Source organism: Microbacterium paraoxydans (assembly GCF_020524545.1).
Taxonomy (GTDB): Bacteria; Actinomycetota; Actinomycetes; order Actinomycetales; family Microbacteriaceae; genus Microbacterium; species Microbacterium paraoxydans_C.
In genome coordinates, this window is record NZ_JAIVLG010000001.1 from 822,854 (window position 1) to 837,719 (window position 14,866).

Sequence of the window (14,866 nt, forward strand, 5' to 3'; positions counted from 1 at the left end):
GCGGACATGGCGCGCAAGAAGAAGACGGTCGATCTGGATCGCGACAACGGCGTGGCTCCGGGGATCATCGCCAAGACCAAGAAGCGGCTCGTCGTCGCGGGCGGCCGCTCGCATCCCGAGCTCACCGCAGCCGTCGCCGAGGCGCTCGGAACCGAGATCGCGCCGATCGAGCATCGCACCTTCGCCTCGGGTGAGATCTACGCCCGCTTCGAGGTGTCGATCCGCGGTGTGGATCTGTTCCTCATCCAGACGTTCGGCGAGCCGGTCAACGAGTGGCTCATGGAGACGCTCATCATGATCGACGCGGCCAAGCGTGCGTCGGCCAAGCGCATCACCGTCGTCGCGCCGTACTATCCGTATTCGCGTCAGGACAAGAAGGGCCGCGGCCGTGAGCCGATCAGCGCCCGCCTCGTCGCCGACCTGCTGAAGACCGCGGGCGCGGACCGTGTCATGAGCGTCGACCTGCATGCGGCGCAGATCCAGGGCTTCTTCGACGGTCCGGTCGACCACTTGTTCGCCAAGCCCGTGCTCCTCGACTACTTCGAGCGCACGCTGTCGCCGGCGGACCGTGAGATCCTCACCGTCGTGTCCCCGGACATGGGGCGTGTGCGCGTCGCCGATACCTGGTCCGACAGCCTCGGCGCCCCGCTCGCGATCATCCACAAGCGTCGTGACCCCAAGGTCGCCAACCAGGTCTCCGTGCACGAGATCGTCGGCACCGTCGAGGGGCGAACGTGCCTCCTGGTCGACGACATGATCGACACCGGTGGCACGATCGTCAAGGCCGCGCAGGCGCTCAAGGCGAACGGCGCCCACCGCGTCATCGTCGCTGCGACGCACGCGATCTTCAGCGACCCGGCATCCGAGCGACTGCAGGATTCGTCCATCGACGAGGTCGTCATCACCGACACGATCCCGCTCACCGAGTCGCGTCGGTGGGAGAAGCTGACGATCCTCCCGATCGCTCCGCTGCTCGCCCGCGCGATCCATGAGGTCTTCGAAGACGGTTCGGTGACGAGCATGTTCGGCGGCGACGCGTAACGCATCGATGCGGCACAGCCCGTGCATAGCCACGGTGCCTACGGTCGAATGGTCGACCACCGGAGTCGACCGACACCGAGCCGGGAGGACCACATCATGATCCGCACGACCGTACCGACTTCCGTCCGCAAGGGATCCGCGATCCTCGGCATCGCGGGACTTTTCGTCCTTGCCGGCTGTTCCGGCAGCGCCGACGCCGAATCCCCGGCCGAGGACGGGGCGACCGCAGACACGGGTTCGTCATCGTCCTCCGGCGGCGACTCCACGGGGAACTACGCCGACGGTACCTACACGGCCGACGGTTCGTACCAGACGCCGGAGACCGTCGAGCAGATCTCCGTCACCCTGACGCTCGCAGACGGCGTCGTGACCGATGTCGAGGTCACGGGGGATCCGAAAGCGCCTGAGACCGAGCAGTATCAGGGCCAGTTCATCGCCGGTATCGCAGACGAGGTCGAGGGCGTCGCTCTCGACGAGCTGAACGTGAGTCGCGTCGCCGGTTCCTCGCTCACCAGCGGCGGGTTCAACGACGCCGTCGCGTCGATTAAGGAGCAGGCGGCCGCCTAGGCGCCTGACGCCCATGGCGACCTGGCGCTTCGAGGCGATCGGAACGCACTGGGAGATCGAGACCACGGATCCGCTCCCGGAGGCAGAGCGTGCCGAGGTCTCCGCCGAGATCGCACGGTTCGACCGCGAGTGGTCCCGCTTCCGCGGGGACTCGGAGGTCGCACGGCTGGGTCGCGACGGCGGGTCTTTCGCCTCCGCGGACGCCGCCCCGATGCTCGATGCCTATCGGGACCTGTTCCGGGCGTCGGGTGGGGCGGTCAACCCCCGCGTGGCGGACAGCCTCGAGGCCCTCGGCTATGACGCGGGATACTCGCTCGTGGCGGGAGCGCCGGTCCATGCTCCGTCCGACTGGCTGGAGCACGTGTCGTGGACGGACTCCTCCGTTACCGTCGCCCGCCCAGCTCTCCTCGACGTCGGTGCGCTCGGCAAGGGACGCCTGGTCGACCTCGTGATGGGCGTCCTGGCGACCGTACCCGGCGATGTGGTGGTCGACGCCGGCGGCGACATCCGAGTCCGCGGCGCGGGCGTGCGGATCGGTCTGGAGCATCCCTACGACGCACAGAAGGCGATCGGGGTCGTCGAGGTGCGGGAAGGCGCGCTGTGCGCCTCAGCCGTGAACCGGCGAACGTGGGGGAGCGGGCTGCACCATGTGCTCGACGCCCGGACGGGCGTCCCGGTGCGCACCTGGGCGGCGACCTGGGCTCTGGCGCCGGAGGCGATGAGGGCGGACGCCGTCGCCACGGCGCTCTTCTTCGACGGCGGTCCGGAGCTCGCAGGGGCCTGGGGCGTGGAATGGGTCCGTATGAGCACCGACGGCAGGGTGCAGCGCTCTCCCGGATGTCCGGTGGAGCTGTTCCTCGTCGGAGCGAAGACGCGCCCTACGACGACGAACTAGGGAAGAGTGGAGACCGTGATCACCTCATACGCCGCCGCACGCCAACGGGTCCTCGCGGTGCTGGGCTCGCTGTCGATGTACCGTCTCGTGCTCTTCGCCCTCATCGCGCTCGCGGTCACGGCTTTCGTGCTGTCGCTGCTCGGGATCATCGTCTCGCCGACGCCGTGGGAGCTGCTGGTCTCCTTCCTCGTGCTGGCGGTCGTGATCTCGGCCGTCGATGCCGGGGCGCAGCGGCTCTTGCGGCTCCCGTGGCGCATCGAATCCTCCCTCGTCACCGCCCTGATCCTGCTGTTCGTGCTCCGTCCCGGCCTCGCGCCAGGCGCCCTGCTGGGGCTCGCTCTCGCCGGAGCCGTGGCGAGTGTGTCGAAGTACCTGATCGCGTGGCGCGGCCGGCACATCTTCAACCCGGCGGCCTTCGGCGCGGCCGTCGTCTCGATCCTGGGAGCCTTCGGAGCCTTCGAGTGGCTGGGCACCTCCTCCTCGTGGTGGGTCGGAACGCCGGTGCTGACCATTCCGGTGGCGGTGTTCGGGCTCGCGGTGCTGTGGCGCACCGAGAAGGTGCGAGTGGTGCTGGTCTTCCTGCTCGTCGCGGTGGCGACGTCGGTGGTGCGCCAGGCAGTGCAGGCCGCACAGTTCGACATCGGATTCGACCTGTCGACAGCGTTGCAGTTCGCCGTGCTGCAGTCGCCCTTCCTGTTCCTCGGCGCGTTCATGCTCTCCGAGCCGCTGACCCTCCCGCCTCGGCGTCGGCAGCAGCTCGTCGTGGCTCTCGTGGTCGGATTGCTCGCCGGGTGGCCGATCTCGGTAGCGGGTCTGTTCACGCTCGGGCAGGAGCGCGCGCTGCTCATCGGCAACCTGGTGGCGTTCGTCTTCGCCCTCCGCGGTTCGGTGCGGCTGGTGCTCGAACGGCGCGAGTTCGTGACCCCGACCGCCCAGGAGCTCACCTTCCGGGCGAAGGGGCGGGTCCGATTCCTCCCCGGCCAGTATCTCGAGCTCGACGTCCCGCACCGCCGTCCCGACGCCCGCGGAACGCGGCGGGAGTTCAGCATCGTGTCCGCGCCGGCCGATCTGCCGACGCTGCGCATCGCCTACAAGAACGGTGACCAGAAGCACCCTTCGAGCTACAAGCGCGCCTTGGCCGCGGCGGAGCCCGGAGCCACCTTCGCGGTGACCGGCACCTGGGGAGACTTCATCCTGCCGCGCGGAGACGGTCCGGTGCTGATGGTGGCGGCCGGGATCGGCGTGACCCCGTTCGTGTCGCAATTGCGCCAGTTGCAGGCCACCGGGCAGCAACGAGATGTGGTTCTCGTCTACGTGGCATCCGAGGCGTCCGAGCTGGCGTTCCGCGACGAGCTCGCCGAGACCGGCGTGCGCACCGTCGTGTTCACCCGCGACGAGCCTGCAGGCCTGCCCGCGCACTGGACCTGGGCACAGGGCGCGCGCCTGGATGCCGAGATCCTGGAGCGCACGGTCGCCGACATCGGCACGCGCCACGCCTTCATCTCCGGTCCGCCGCGCTTGATCGCCGACCTCGCGCCCGCGCTGCAGAAGGCGCGCAGCCTCACGACCGACGCCTTCGCCGGGTACTGACCCCCGCCCGCCCCCGCCCCGCCCGCCCGCCCGCGGACGCCTGCCCCCGCCCGCGCCCCCGCCCGCGGACGCCTGCGGACGCGGACGCGGACGCGGTGCATCCGTCGGGAGTTCGAACGGATGTCGGGCGACCTCCCGGTTTCGGCCCGACATCCGTGAATCCTCCCGGCACGCGTGCGTGACGTGTCTTCCTGCGGAACGCGAACGTCGTCGCCTGCTGTCCACAAACGGGCGTTCCGGGTGTGGGAAGAGGCCGCACGGAAGGCAGGATCGTCGCATGCTCAGAGCTGCAGCCGTGACCGCCATGCACGGCGGAGTCGTCCGAGGAACACTCCTTCAGCGCTACGGGATCACCCGTCGGATGCGGGCTGACGAGGTGCGGGCGGGCGCGCTCGTGCGGGTGAGAGCGGGCGTGTTCGCCGTGCCGACCGCGGACCCGAGTCTGTATGAGGCCGCAGCTCACGGAGGGGCGCTGACATGCAGGCACGCCCTGCGGCTGCACGGCATCTGGGTGCTGTCCACGGATGGTCCCCCGCACGTCTGGCTCGGAGGGGAAGGGGCGTGCTCATCATGCGGATTGCGAGTGCGTCGGGCATTACGACGCGGGGCACGCGGGGGTTGGTCTCGCACCGCTAGACGAGGTGCTCATCCACGTGTACCGCTGTGCTGGCGATGAGGTGTTCTTCGCCGCGCTCGAGTCCGCGTTGGCACAGCGCAAGATCTCCTCCGCCGCGCGTAGCCGCATCCGCCGCCGCTTGCCCGTTCGCGCCCACTGGCTCGTCGATCTGGCGCGGTCGGACGCCGACAGCGGCCTGGAGTCGCTCCTGCGGCTCCGACTGCACCTGATCGGCATCACGCTGGAGTGCCAGGTGCGTATCCCCTCCGTCGGGAAGGTCGACTTCGTCCTCGACGGCCTTCTCATCCTCGAGGCCGATGGAAAGGGAAATCATGACGCCCCCGGGCATCGGCACCGGGATCTGGTGAGGGATGCTGCCGCCTCGGTCCTCGGCTACGAGACACTGCGGTTCGACTACGCGCAGATCGTGCACGCGTGGCCGACCGTCGAAGCAGCGGTCATCGCGGCCATCCTCCGCCTCCGGGCGCGTGACTGACCTGCGGAACCCCCGCCCGAACGATCCTTGTGCGCGTTCGTCGGGAGATCGGACGGGTGTCGGGAGGAAGGGATCGCGCCGACCTGCAACCGTCCGATCTCCTGACAAACGGACGGGACGGGGGCAGGACGGGATGGGGGCAGGACCGGACGGGGGCAGGAACGGGACGGGGACGGAGCGGACCGGACGACGCGGCTCAGGCCCCGGTGGCCTCGCTCGCCGGGGTGGACGGGATGCGGACCGTGAAGGTCGTGTCGCCGGGTTCGCTGATCACGGTGATGGTGCCGTGGTGGCCTTCGACGATGGCCTTGACGATCGCGAGGCCGAGGCCGGTACCGCCTGTCTGACGGGCTCTCGAGCTGTCGCCGCGGGCGAAGCGTGCGAACAGCTCGTCGCGGATGGCGGGGTCGATGCCTGGCCCGTCGTCGTGGACCCGCAGCACCGCGTCTTCACCGTCCTGCACGACGCTGAGGGTGACAGTCGTCCCTGCAGGCGTGTGCGTGCGCGCATTGGCCAGGAGGTTGGCGACGACCTGGTGCATCCGCCCTGCATCGCCCACGATGGTGACGGGCTCTTCGGGGACCTCGATCTTCCAGTGGTGGTCCACGGCCGTCGGGCGCGCATCGGAGAGGCCTTCGAGGGCCAACTGCGTGAGGTCCACCGTGCCGTAGACGAGCTCGCGGCCTTCGTCCAGTCGCGCCAGCAGCAGCAGATCCTCGACGAGCCGGGTCATCCGCAGCGACTGCGCCTGGATGCGCTCGAGAGATGTCGTCGTGCTCTCGATCACCTCGGGGCGCTCAGAGCTCGGATCGGACTGGTGCAGCGCGCGCAGCGACAGCTCAGAGTAGCCGCGGATGGAGGCGAGCGGGGTCCGCAGCTCATGGCTGGCGTCGGCGACGAACCGCCTCATCCGCTCCTCGTTCTTCTGCCTCGAGGCGAGCGAGCTGTTCACGTGATCGAGGAGCTTGTTCAGCGATGCCCCGACGAGTCCGGTCTCGGTGCGTGGATCGGCTTCGGATGCGGGAACACGTTCGGAGATGGTCACCTCTCCGCGGTCGAGCTGCTGATTCGCCACCCTGGTCGCCGTCATCGCGACGGCGCGGAGGGGCCGTAGTCCCACGCGGATGGTGATCGCCGTGGTCAACGCGAGCAGGATGAGGCCGCCGATCGTCGCGAGGGCGATGACCGTGAGTAGTTGGGCCAGTTGGTTCTGGATGTCGTCGCGGGGGAGCCCTGTCACCGCGAGAACGCCGTTGTTCGACGGAAGCGCCATCACCCGATAGGAGCCGAGGCCGGTGAGGGAGACCGTGGCTACAGACGTACCCTTCAGCGCCACGGCGATCTCGGTCAGCTGCTCACCGGTCAGCGGCTGCAGGGTCCCCGTGAGCTCGTCGGCGGCAGTGCTCTTCACGAGGGAACCGCTGAAGCCGGTCACCGGGCTCGAGACGACGAACAGCAGTCCGGCCGGTGGCGAGTATCGGCCAGCGAGGAGGACGTTCTGCGCGGTCGCCGCCGAGGGGGCGAAGGCCTCGGTGACACTCACCAGCGCGCGGGCGCTGGTGCTGAGCTTCTGATCGAGCTGATCCTCCATCGTCTTCCCCAGAGTCGCGCTCGTGATGATGGCGACGATGACGAGGATCAGCGACACGAACCCGATCACGGCGGTCATCAGCCGTGTCTGCAGGTTCATCGGCCGCCTCAGCATCGTCGCAGAAGTCACTGCGGAGCCTTGATCATGTACCCCACGCCGCGGACGGTGTGCAGCAGCGGCGTGCGTCCGGCATCGATCTTCTTGCGCAGGTAGGAGATGTACAGCTCCACGACCGAGGACTTGCCCCCGAAGTCGTAGCTCCAGACGCGGTCGAGGATCTGGGCCTTCGACAGCACCCGGCGCTCGTTGCGCATCAGGTAGCGCAGCAGCTCGAACTCGGTGGCGGTGAGCTCGATCTCGGTACCGTCGCGGACGACTTCATGGCTGTCCTCGTTGAGGGTGAGGTCTGCGACGCGCAGGATGGACTGCCCGTCGTCGGCGGTGGCGTGACCGGTGCGGCGGATGATCGCCCGGAGACGCGCGATGACCTCTTCCAGGCTGAAGGGCTTGGTGACGTAGTCATCGCCGCCCGCTGTGAGCCCGGCGACGCGGTCGCCCACGGCATCCTTCGCGGTGAGGAACAGGACGGGGACGAGGTTCCCGGACTCGCGCAGTCGTCTCAGCACCGACATGCCGTCGAGATCCGGCATCATGATGTCGAGCACGAGTGCGTCCGGTTCGAACTCGCGGGCGACCTGGAGCGCCTCCATGCCGGAGGATGCGGTGCGCACCTCCCAGCCCTCCATCCGGAGGGCCATCGCGAGCAGGTCGGTGAGCATCTGCTCGTCGTCGACGGCGAGGATCCGCAGGGGGGAGCCGTCGGGGCGGCGCAGTTCGGGCAGGTCGCTGGTCATATCCCTATTCTGCGGAATCTCCTATGCGATTTCTATGGAACCGGCTATGCGTTGCCTGGGAGACGTCGTTCTTCATAGCTTCCTCATCACTTCCCCTTCGATTCCCCTTATCCGAGATTCCTAGCGTCGATGTCACCCCGCGAAGGCCGCGGTGGAAGGAGAGAGATGTACGGGACATATCTGCGGCGCGAACTCGCGGGCCGCAAGAAGCAGACGCTGATCGTCGCGATCGGGCTGGCGATCGCGATCGCTCTGGTGATCATCGTCAACGCTCTCACTGCGGGAGTCCGCGACGCGCAGGCTCAGGCTCTCGCCGCGGTGTACGGCGTCGGTACCGATCTCACGGTGACCGGTGCGGCCGCGGAGCCCGGCCAGGGGCAGGGGCCCCGCTTCGAGTTCGATGCGGATGCCGGGGAATCCGACGGCGAGACGACCACGCTCGCGCAGTCGACGCTGCGAACCGACTTCCTGCGGGGCACCCTCGATTCCGCGGTGCTCGACACCGTCGCCGGCACCGAAGGCGTCGCTGCGGCATCCGGGGCTTTGAGCCTGACGAACTCCACCTTCTCGGGCGAGGTGCCCCGCGGCGGATTCGGGCAGCAGGACGGCGAGCAGCCGACCGTTCCTCAGGGGGGAGAAGCGCCACCGGATGGTGGACAGGGTGGGGGAGGCTCTTTCGGAGTCGACTCGTTCTCCGTCCTCGGGATCGACCCGGCCTCGATCGCGGTGGGCCCGCTGGCCTCCGTCGAGGTGACCGATGGCCGCGGCTTCGACGCGGCGGACGACGGGGAACTGGTCGCCCTCGTCGATGGAAGCTACGCCACCACGAACGAGATCGTCGTGGGCGACACGATCGAGGTGTCCGGCTCCGACGTCGAGGTCGTGGGACTTCTCGCCTCGACCTCGGACAGCGCGGACACGGCGGCGAACGTCTACTTGCCGCTGAGCACGGCGCAGACGCTCGCCGGCGTCGACGACGTGATCTCCACCGTCTACGTGCAGGCGGATTCGGCGGCCTCGATCGACGCCGTGCAGTCCGCGCTCGCCGATGAACTCCCGGACGCGACCGTGACCTCGCAATCCGAGCTCGCCTCGACCGTATCGGGTTCGCTCTCGAGTGCGACCACGCTGATCACGAATCTCGGCGGCTGGCTCGCGGTCATCGTGCTGGCCGTCGCGGTGCTCATCTCCGTGTTGCTCACACTGTCGGGCGTCGGGCGTCGTACCCGGGAGTTCGGCACCCTCAAGGCGATCGGATGGTCGAACGGTCGGGTCGTGCGTCAGGTCGCAGGCGAGTCCATGGTGCAGGGGCTGATCGGGGGTGCCGCCGGTCTCGTCCTCGGCATCGCGGGCATCGTGTTGATCAATGTGCTGAGGCCGACCGTTGCGGCGAGCTCCGCGGGTCAGGGAGCGGGCCCGGGGGGCATGGGCGGCGGCCCGAGTGGCGGCGGAGCCATGCTGTCGAATCAGCCGACCGCGGACATCGTTCTGCAGGCACCGTTCACGCCGTGGGTGCTGGTGGCGGCGGTCGGACTCGCCGTGCTCGGCGGGCTCGTCGCCGGTGCCTTCGGCGGCTGGAGGGCTGCGCGCCTCAGCCCGGCTGAAGCCCTGCGGTCGGTCGCGTGAGCACTCCGCGACCGGCTCAGATCGGACACACCCCGTCATCCCCCGAGAAGGAGAAACACATGAGCATCGAAGAGCTTCAGCAGACGACATCGCACGCGGAGAGCACGCACCCGCTCTATCGTGTCGCGGGCATCACCAGGACGTATACGCAGAAGGGGCGCGTCGTGAAGGCCCTGACCGGGGTCGAACTCGACATCATGCCCGGCGAGTTCGTCTCGATCCAAGGGCCGACGGGGGGAGGGAAGTCGACCCTCCTGCAGCTCCTCGGTGCCCTGGACACGCCGTCGACCGGTTCGCTCCTGCTGGACGGCAGGGAGCTCGCGTCGGCCTCTCCGAAAGAGCTGGGCCGGATCAGGGCGGAGGAGATCGGCTTCGTGTTCCAGGGCTTCAATCTGATCCCCACGCTCACTGCCGCCGAGAACGTCGACATGGCACTCGAGCCTCTCCGCCTCGACCCGGCGGAACGCCGGACCAGAGTCGCCGAGGCCCTCGCACACGTCGGCCTCCACGACAGAGGCGACCATCTGCCCACGGAACTCTCCGGGGGACAGCAGCAGCGGGTCGCGATCGCTCGAGCCATCGTCAAGAGGCCGCGGGTCCTGCTCGCCGATGAGCCCACCGGCAACCTCGATGAGAGCATGCGCGACGAGATCCTGACGCTGCTCGAATCCCTGTGCGCCGAAGGCATCACGATCATCGTCGTGACGCATGACTCGGCCGTGGCTCGACGCGCGACGCGGCGCCTCCGCCTCGCGAAGGGCGTGGTACGGGACATCACGACGTAGGAGAGGGCGAACAGGGGTGCGATGTCGGCGGCACTGGCTACAGTGTCGGCATGGCCGACGACTCCGTTGCTCCCGTCCCTTCCGTCCACCGTCCCAGAACCGCCGCCGAGGTCGCCCGGGTCGTGCGCCTGGCGTCACGCGAGGCCGTGCCCGTGACCGTCGTCGCCGGCGGGCACGGCCCGTGGTCGCACGGCCCCGCTGCCGGCATCCGTCTGGAGCTCGGTGGGCTGTCGGACATCGAGGTCGACGGCACCACCGTCCGCATCAGCGGTGGCGCGGTCTGGGGAGATGTCGCGACGGCACTCGCCGCACACGGCCTCGCCCTCAGCTCCGGCGACACCGCATCGGTGGGCGTCGGCGGTCTCACGCTCGGAGGCGGCATCGGGTGGATGGCGCGCGCCTGGGGCCTCGCGATCGATCAGCTCGTCGGCGCCCAGGTCGTCACGGCGACGGGTGACATCGTCGAGGCCTCGGCCGATGCACACCCCGAGCTCTTCTGGGCTCTGCGCGGCGGCGGAGGGAACTTCGGCGTCGTGACACGCTTCGACTTCGCCGCGCATCCGCTCCCCGGCATCGCCTTCTCGGAGAGCCGCATCGACGGCGAGGCGACCGCCGTGCTGAAGGCGACCCGAGACCTGCTCCGTGACGCGCCTCGAGAGCTCACGGTCACCTACATGGACGTCCCGCCGATGGACCCGAGTGCGCCGGCGGGAGCACGTCTGAGCGCGGTGTGGGCAGCACCGGAGCCGGATCGGCTGCGTGCGGTGCTGGAACCGATCTCCGCCCTCGACGGGGTGCAGACCGAGGTGACGACGCCGGCATATCGGGAGGTGCTGATGGAGATGCCAGCGCCCGACGGGGAGGAACCCGCCTCTCCTCCTGGCTTCATCGGGGGCAACGGGCTCTACGCCGAACTCGACGACGCGCTCATTGCGCAGTTGGTGGCCTTCCGTCGCTCCTACCCGGCGTCCGTCGTGTTCCTGCGATCTCTGGGCGGGGCGATCCAGGACGTGGCGCAGGATGACACGGCGTTCCCCGCCCGCGCGGCGAACTGGTTCGTCCTCGCCGGCGCGTTCGACATCCCCGGTCTGATCGATGACGAGACCCGCGCCGCCATCGAGTCGGACTGGAGCGTGATCGAGGGCGGTCGTCTGGCCGAGTACGGCAATTTCGCGGACACCGAGCGGCCGCAGGCTGTCCCCGGCATGTTCTCGGAAGCCGCCCTCCCGCGGTTGAGTGCGACCAAGGCCGCGTGGGACCCGGCGAACCTGTTCCGCCGCAACCACAACATCACGGTCTGACGCACGAAGGGCCGGGAACCCGCGCTCGCGGTTTCCCGGCCCTTCGACCGTTCACATCAGTGCGTGTCTTCGGCCTCGATCTCGGTGCGGTCGCCCGACCACAGAGTGTGGAAGGTACCCGGCTTGTCGACGCGCTTGTAGGTGTGCGCGCCGAAGAAGTCGCGCTGGCCCTGGACGAGCGCTGCCGGAAGGCGGTCGGCACGGATGCCGTCGTAGTACGACAGCGACGAGGAGAACGCCGGCGAGGGGATACCCGCCTGCGCCGCGGTGACGACGACGCGGCGCCACGACGCCTGGCCGCGCGCGAGCGCCTCGGCGAAGTACGGCGCGGTCATCAGCACCGGAAGATCGGGGGTCGCGGCGTAGGCATCCGCGATGCGGTTGAGGAACTGGGCGCGGATGATGCAGCCGCCGCGCCAGATCTTCGAGATCGCGCCGAGGTCGATGTTCCAGCCGTACTCGGCTGCGCCGGCGCGGATCTCGTCGAAGCCCTGCGAGTAGGCGACGATCTTCGACGCGTAGAGGGCCAGACGCACGTCTTCGATGAACCGATCGGTGTCCTCGTCAGAGACCGTGAACTCCTCGTCGGGGCCGGGGAGTCCGCCGGCGACGGCGCGCTGCTCGGGGTGCGAGGAGAGAGAGCGGGCGAAGGTCGCTTCGGCGATGCCCGACACGGGAACGCCCAGGGACAGCGCGGTCTGCACGGTCCAGGCTCCGGTGCCCTTGGCCCCGGCCTGGTCGAGGATCACATCGACCAACGGCTTGCCGGTGGAGGCGTCGACCTGTCGGAGCACCTCGGCGGTGATCTCGATCAGATACGACTCCAGCTCGCCCTTGTTCCACTCGGCGAAGATCTCGGCGATCTCGGCGGGGGACTTGCCGGTGCCGCGACGGATGAGGTCGTAGGCCTCGGCGATGAGCTGCATGTCGGCGTACTCGATGCCGTTGTGCACCATCTTGACGAAGTGGCCGGCACCGTCGTGACCGATGTGCGTGACGCAGGGCTCACCCTCGGCGATCGCCGCGATCGACTTCAGGATCGGTCCGAGCGTGACCCAGGACTCGTCCGAGCCGCCGGGCATGATCGACGGGCCGGTGAGCGCTCCCTCCTCACCGCCGGAGATGCCGGCGCCGACGAAGTTGATGCCGGTCTCGCGGACCGCCTTCTCGCGGCGGATGGTGTCGGGGAAGTAGGCGTTGCCGCCGTCCACGATGATGTCGCCGGGCTCGAAGACCTCGACCAGGGCGTCGATCACGGCGTCCGTCGGGCCCCCGGCCTTGACCATGATGATCGCGGTCCGCGGCTTCTGCAGCGAATCGGCGAACTCCTGGTAGGAGTGCGCCGGGACGAAGCCGGCCTCGGGGTGCTCGTCGAGGAGAGTCTGGGTCTTCTCGTAGCTGCGGTTGAAGATCGCCACGGTGTTGCCCTCGCGGCTGGCGAGGTTGCGGGCGAGATTCGATCCCATGACGGCGAGTCCGACGACTCCGATGTTCGCTGATGCTTCGGGCACAGAAGGCTCCTCGATCGTGAAGAAAGGATGGACTCAGCGTATCGCTGTCACAGGTCTGGTGCGCACGTGTGTCCCGTTCTCGTCATGCTTCGGGCGGCGGGAGCCGGCGGCCCTACGCTGGAGGTACGGATCGATTCGATGAGGAGACGGCGTGGCGGACAACGGAGACAGGCTCAGAGCGGTCGTGGCGGTACCCCTGCCGGAGGACCTGTGTCAGTTGATCGAGCGTCTGGAGCCGCGACTCGATGTGGTGCGTGACGCCCGTCTGACTCCGCCGGCCCGCTGGCCGGCCGACTGGTCCGGCGATCCCGCGTACGCGCGCACGCCGCAGCAGCAGTCGTCCTTCGAGGAGATGGTCGACTCCGCCGATGTGCTGTTCGGCATCCCCGATGTGAATGCCGCCGCGCTCGCCCGAACCGTCGGCGCGAATCCACGGTTGCGCTGGGTGATGACCACCGCTGCGGGCGGCGGCGCCACGGTCAGGGAGGCCGGACTGTCCCGCCGCGACCTCGACCGGGTGGTCTTCACGACCAGCGCCGGCGTGCACGGCGGGACTCTGGCCGAGTTCGCGGTCTTCTCGATCCTCGCCGGCGCGAAGGGCCTTCCTCGCCTTCTCGCTGACCAGCGTGCTCGCACCTGGCCTGATCGCTGGGAGATGAGGCAGCTCGAGGAGATGACGGTGTTGGTGGTGGGGCTCGGCGGGATCGGCAAGGAGTGTGCTCGGCGCTTCCACGCGCTGGGTGCCACCGTGTGGGGCACCACCCGGTCGGGCGAAGCCGTCGAGGGCGTCGACCGGCTCGTGCCCCTCGAAGAGCTGACGGCGGCGATCGCGGAAGTCGACGCGATCGTGGTCACGCTCCCGGGAACCGCGCAGACGCACCACCTGATCGGTCGGGACGCGCTGGCCGCCGCGAAGCCGGGCCTGGTTCTCACGAATGTCGGTCGCGGCAGCGTGGTCGACGAGGGGGCGCTCTTGGACGCGCTCGATGACGGTCGCGTCGGATTCGCCGCGCTCGACGTGTTCGAGCAGGAGCCGCTTCCGGCGTCGTCGCCGCTGTGGTCGCATCCGCACGTGCTGATCAGCCCGCACACCGCGGCCATCAGCGCTCAGGAGGAGGAGCGGATCGCTCGACGCTTCGCCGAGAACGCGACCCGGCTGCTGGACGGTCGCCCGCTGCGCGCGGTGGTCGACACCGTCGAGTTCTATTGAGCGTCGGCATGAGCACGCGCATCGTGGTGATGGGTCCCAGCGGCTGCGGGAAGTCGACGGTCGGTCGGGCGCTGGCCGATCGCATCGGCGCGCGCTTCATCGACGCGGACGACCTGCATCCGCTCTCCAACGTGGAGAAGATGGCTGCCGGGGTGCCGCTGGACGACGAGGATCGCATGCCGTGGCTGGCACTCGTCGGACGTACGCTCCAGCGGGAAGACCGCATCGTCGTCGCCTGCTCGGCTCTGCGACGCGTCTACCGAGACACGATCAGGACCGAGGCGCCCGAGGCGTTCTTCGCGGAGCTCGTGGTGGATCGGACCGCCCTTGAAGAGCGGGTGCGCTCGCGCGCGGATCACTTCATGCCGCCTGCCCTGCTCGCTTCGCAGCTGCAGACGCTCGAACCTCTTCAGGGCGACGAGCCGGGCGTGCGCGTGGAGCGGACGGATGTGGCACAGTCCGTCGCGCTGATCGCGCAGACCGTGCTCTGAGCGTCAGTCCTTGCGGTAGCCCGAGCGTCCCAGGGAGAAGAGGGCGCCAAGGCTGCCCACGACGGCGCACACGCTCATGGCCCCGATCAGCCAGAGGAGTACGTGCGAGAGGAAGGCGCCGTCGAGCATGGGGGTTCTCCGTGTTCTGCAGAAAAGGACCGGTGTCCTCAGCCTATCGGGTCATCCGGTACCATTGAGGCTGTACCTCGGCGAGGGATGCTTCTGCGCGTGCGCGATCATCCGTTATCGACGCGGCGAAGCAAGCCCGGTGGCTTTCCTCCTGCGTCAGCGA

The 14,866-nt window shown here is 68.9% G+C and carries 14 protein-coding genes; 10 read left to right on the forward strand and 4 right to left on the reverse strand.

What is annotated here, in order from left to right; all coding sequences use genetic code 11:
• Window positions 1-6 precede the first annotated feature (6 nt).
• The 5 genes from LC041_RS04065 to LC041_RS04085 all read left to right on the forward strand — a co-directional run bounded on the left by LC041_RS04065 (window position 7) and on the right by LC041_RS04085 (window position 5,205).
• Window positions 7-1,041 (forward strand): ribose-phosphate diphosphokinase, encoded by a 1,035-nt coding sequence (locus LC041_RS04065; protein WP_226531667.1) that lies wholly within the window; start codon window positions 7-9, stop codon window positions 1,039-1,041.
• Window positions 1,042-1,137: 96 nt separating this feature from the next.
• Window positions 1,138-1,608 carry an FMN-binding protein gene (locus tag LC041_RS04070; RefSeq protein WP_226531668.1) on the forward strand — a complete coding sequence of 157 codons (471 nt, stop codon included), beginning with the start codon at window positions 1,138-1,140 and terminating at the stop codon, window positions 1,606-1,608.
• Between the two features lie 13 nt (window positions 1,609-1,621).
• Window positions 1,622-2,503 (forward strand): FAD:protein FMN transferase, encoded by an 882-nt coding sequence (locus LC041_RS04075; RefSeq protein WP_226531669.1) that lies wholly within the window; start codon window positions 1,622-1,624, stop codon window positions 2,501-2,503.
• A gap of 15 nt (window positions 2,504-2,518) precedes the next feature.
• Window positions 2,519-4,093 (forward strand): flavodoxin reductase, encoded by a 1,575-nt coding sequence (locus LC041_RS04080; RefSeq protein WP_226531670.1) that lies wholly within the window; start codon window positions 2,519-2,521, stop codon window positions 4,091-4,093.
• Between the two features lie 641 nt (window positions 4,094-4,734).
• The gene (locus LC041_RS04085) at window positions 4,735-5,205 is read left to right on the forward strand and encodes an endonuclease domain-containing protein (protein ID WP_226531671.1); all 471 of its coding nucleotides are present in this window, start codon (window positions 4,735-4,737) and stop codon (window positions 5,203-5,205) included.
• A 196-nt stretch (window positions 5,206-5,401) separates the two neighbouring features.
• Here LC041_RS04085 and LC041_RS04090 read toward each other — a convergent pair whose 3' ends face one another.
• Together LC041_RS04090 and LC041_RS04095 are read right to left on the reverse strand one after the other, a co-directional pair.
• Window positions 5,402-6,895: a sensor histidine kinase gene (locus LC041_RS04090; protein ID WP_226531672.1), complete on the reverse strand. Its 1,494-nt coding sequence runs from the start codon at window positions 6,893-6,895 to the stop codon at window positions 5,402-5,404.
• A gap of 26 nt (window positions 6,896-6,921) precedes the next feature.
• Window positions 6,922-7,650 carry a response regulator transcription factor gene (locus LC041_RS04095; RefSeq protein WP_047523621.1) on the reverse strand — a complete coding sequence of 243 codons (729 nt, stop codon included), beginning with the start codon at window positions 7,648-7,650 and terminating at the stop codon, window positions 6,922-6,924.
• A 165-nt stretch (window positions 7,651-7,815) separates the two neighbouring features.
• Here LC041_RS04095 and LC041_RS04100 point away from each other — a divergent pair, with 165 nt between their 5' ends.
• From LC041_RS04100 to LC041_RS04110, 3 genes are read left to right on the forward strand one after another with little or no spacing between them, the layout of a single operon-like run.
• Window positions 7,816-9,276 carry an ABC transporter permease gene (locus LC041_RS04100; protein WP_226531673.1) on the forward strand — a complete coding sequence of 487 codons (1,461 nt, stop codon included), beginning with the start codon at window positions 7,816-7,818 and terminating at the stop codon, window positions 9,274-9,276.
• Window positions 9,277-9,335: 59 nt separating this feature from the next.
• Window positions 9,336-10,061 carry an ABC transporter ATP-binding protein gene (locus LC041_RS04105; RefSeq protein WP_226531674.1) on the forward strand — a complete coding sequence of 242 codons (726 nt, stop codon included), beginning with the start codon at window positions 9,336-9,338 and terminating at the stop codon, window positions 10,059-10,061.
• A 50-nt stretch (window positions 10,062-10,111) separates the two neighbouring features.
• Complete coding sequence (locus LC041_RS04110; protein ID WP_226531675.1) at window positions 10,112-11,362, forward strand: FAD-binding oxidoreductase; 1,251 nt, start codon at window positions 10,112-10,114, stop codon at window positions 11,360-11,362.
• A 56-nt stretch (window positions 11,363-11,418) separates the two neighbouring features.
• On the opposite strand, the gene gndA is transcribed toward LC041_RS04110, so the two are convergent.
• The gene (gndA, locus tag LC041_RS04115) at window positions 11,419-12,873 is read right to left on the reverse strand and encodes an NADP-dependent phosphogluconate dehydrogenase (RefSeq protein ID WP_226531676.1); all 1,455 of its coding nucleotides are present in this window, start codon (window positions 12,871-12,873) and stop codon (window positions 11,419-11,421) included.
• Window positions 12,874-13,024: 151 nt separating this feature from the next.
• Between gndA and LC041_RS04120 the strand changes: the two genes are divergently transcribed.
• Together LC041_RS04120 and LC041_RS04125 are read left to right on the forward strand one after the other, a co-directional pair.
• Window positions 13,025-14,083 carry a D-2-hydroxyacid dehydrogenase gene (locus tag LC041_RS04120; protein WP_226531677.1) on the forward strand — a complete coding sequence of 353 codons (1,059 nt, stop codon included), beginning with the start codon at window positions 13,025-13,027 and terminating at the stop codon, window positions 14,081-14,083.
• 8 nt (window positions 14,084-14,091) lie between these two features.
• Complete coding sequence (locus LC041_RS04125) at window positions 14,092-14,574, forward strand: gluconokinase (protein ID WP_226531678.1); 483 nt, start codon at window positions 14,092-14,094, stop codon at window positions 14,572-14,574.
• A 3-nt stretch (window positions 14,575-14,577) separates the two neighbouring features.
• Here LC041_RS04125 and LC041_RS17060 read toward each other — a convergent pair whose 3' ends face one another.
• Window positions 14,578-14,703: a hypothetical protein gene (locus tag LC041_RS17060; protein WP_264188853.1), complete on the reverse strand. Its 126-nt coding sequence runs from the start codon at window positions 14,701-14,703 to the stop codon at window positions 14,578-14,580.
• Between the last annotated feature and the right edge of the window lie 163 nt (window positions 14,704-14,866).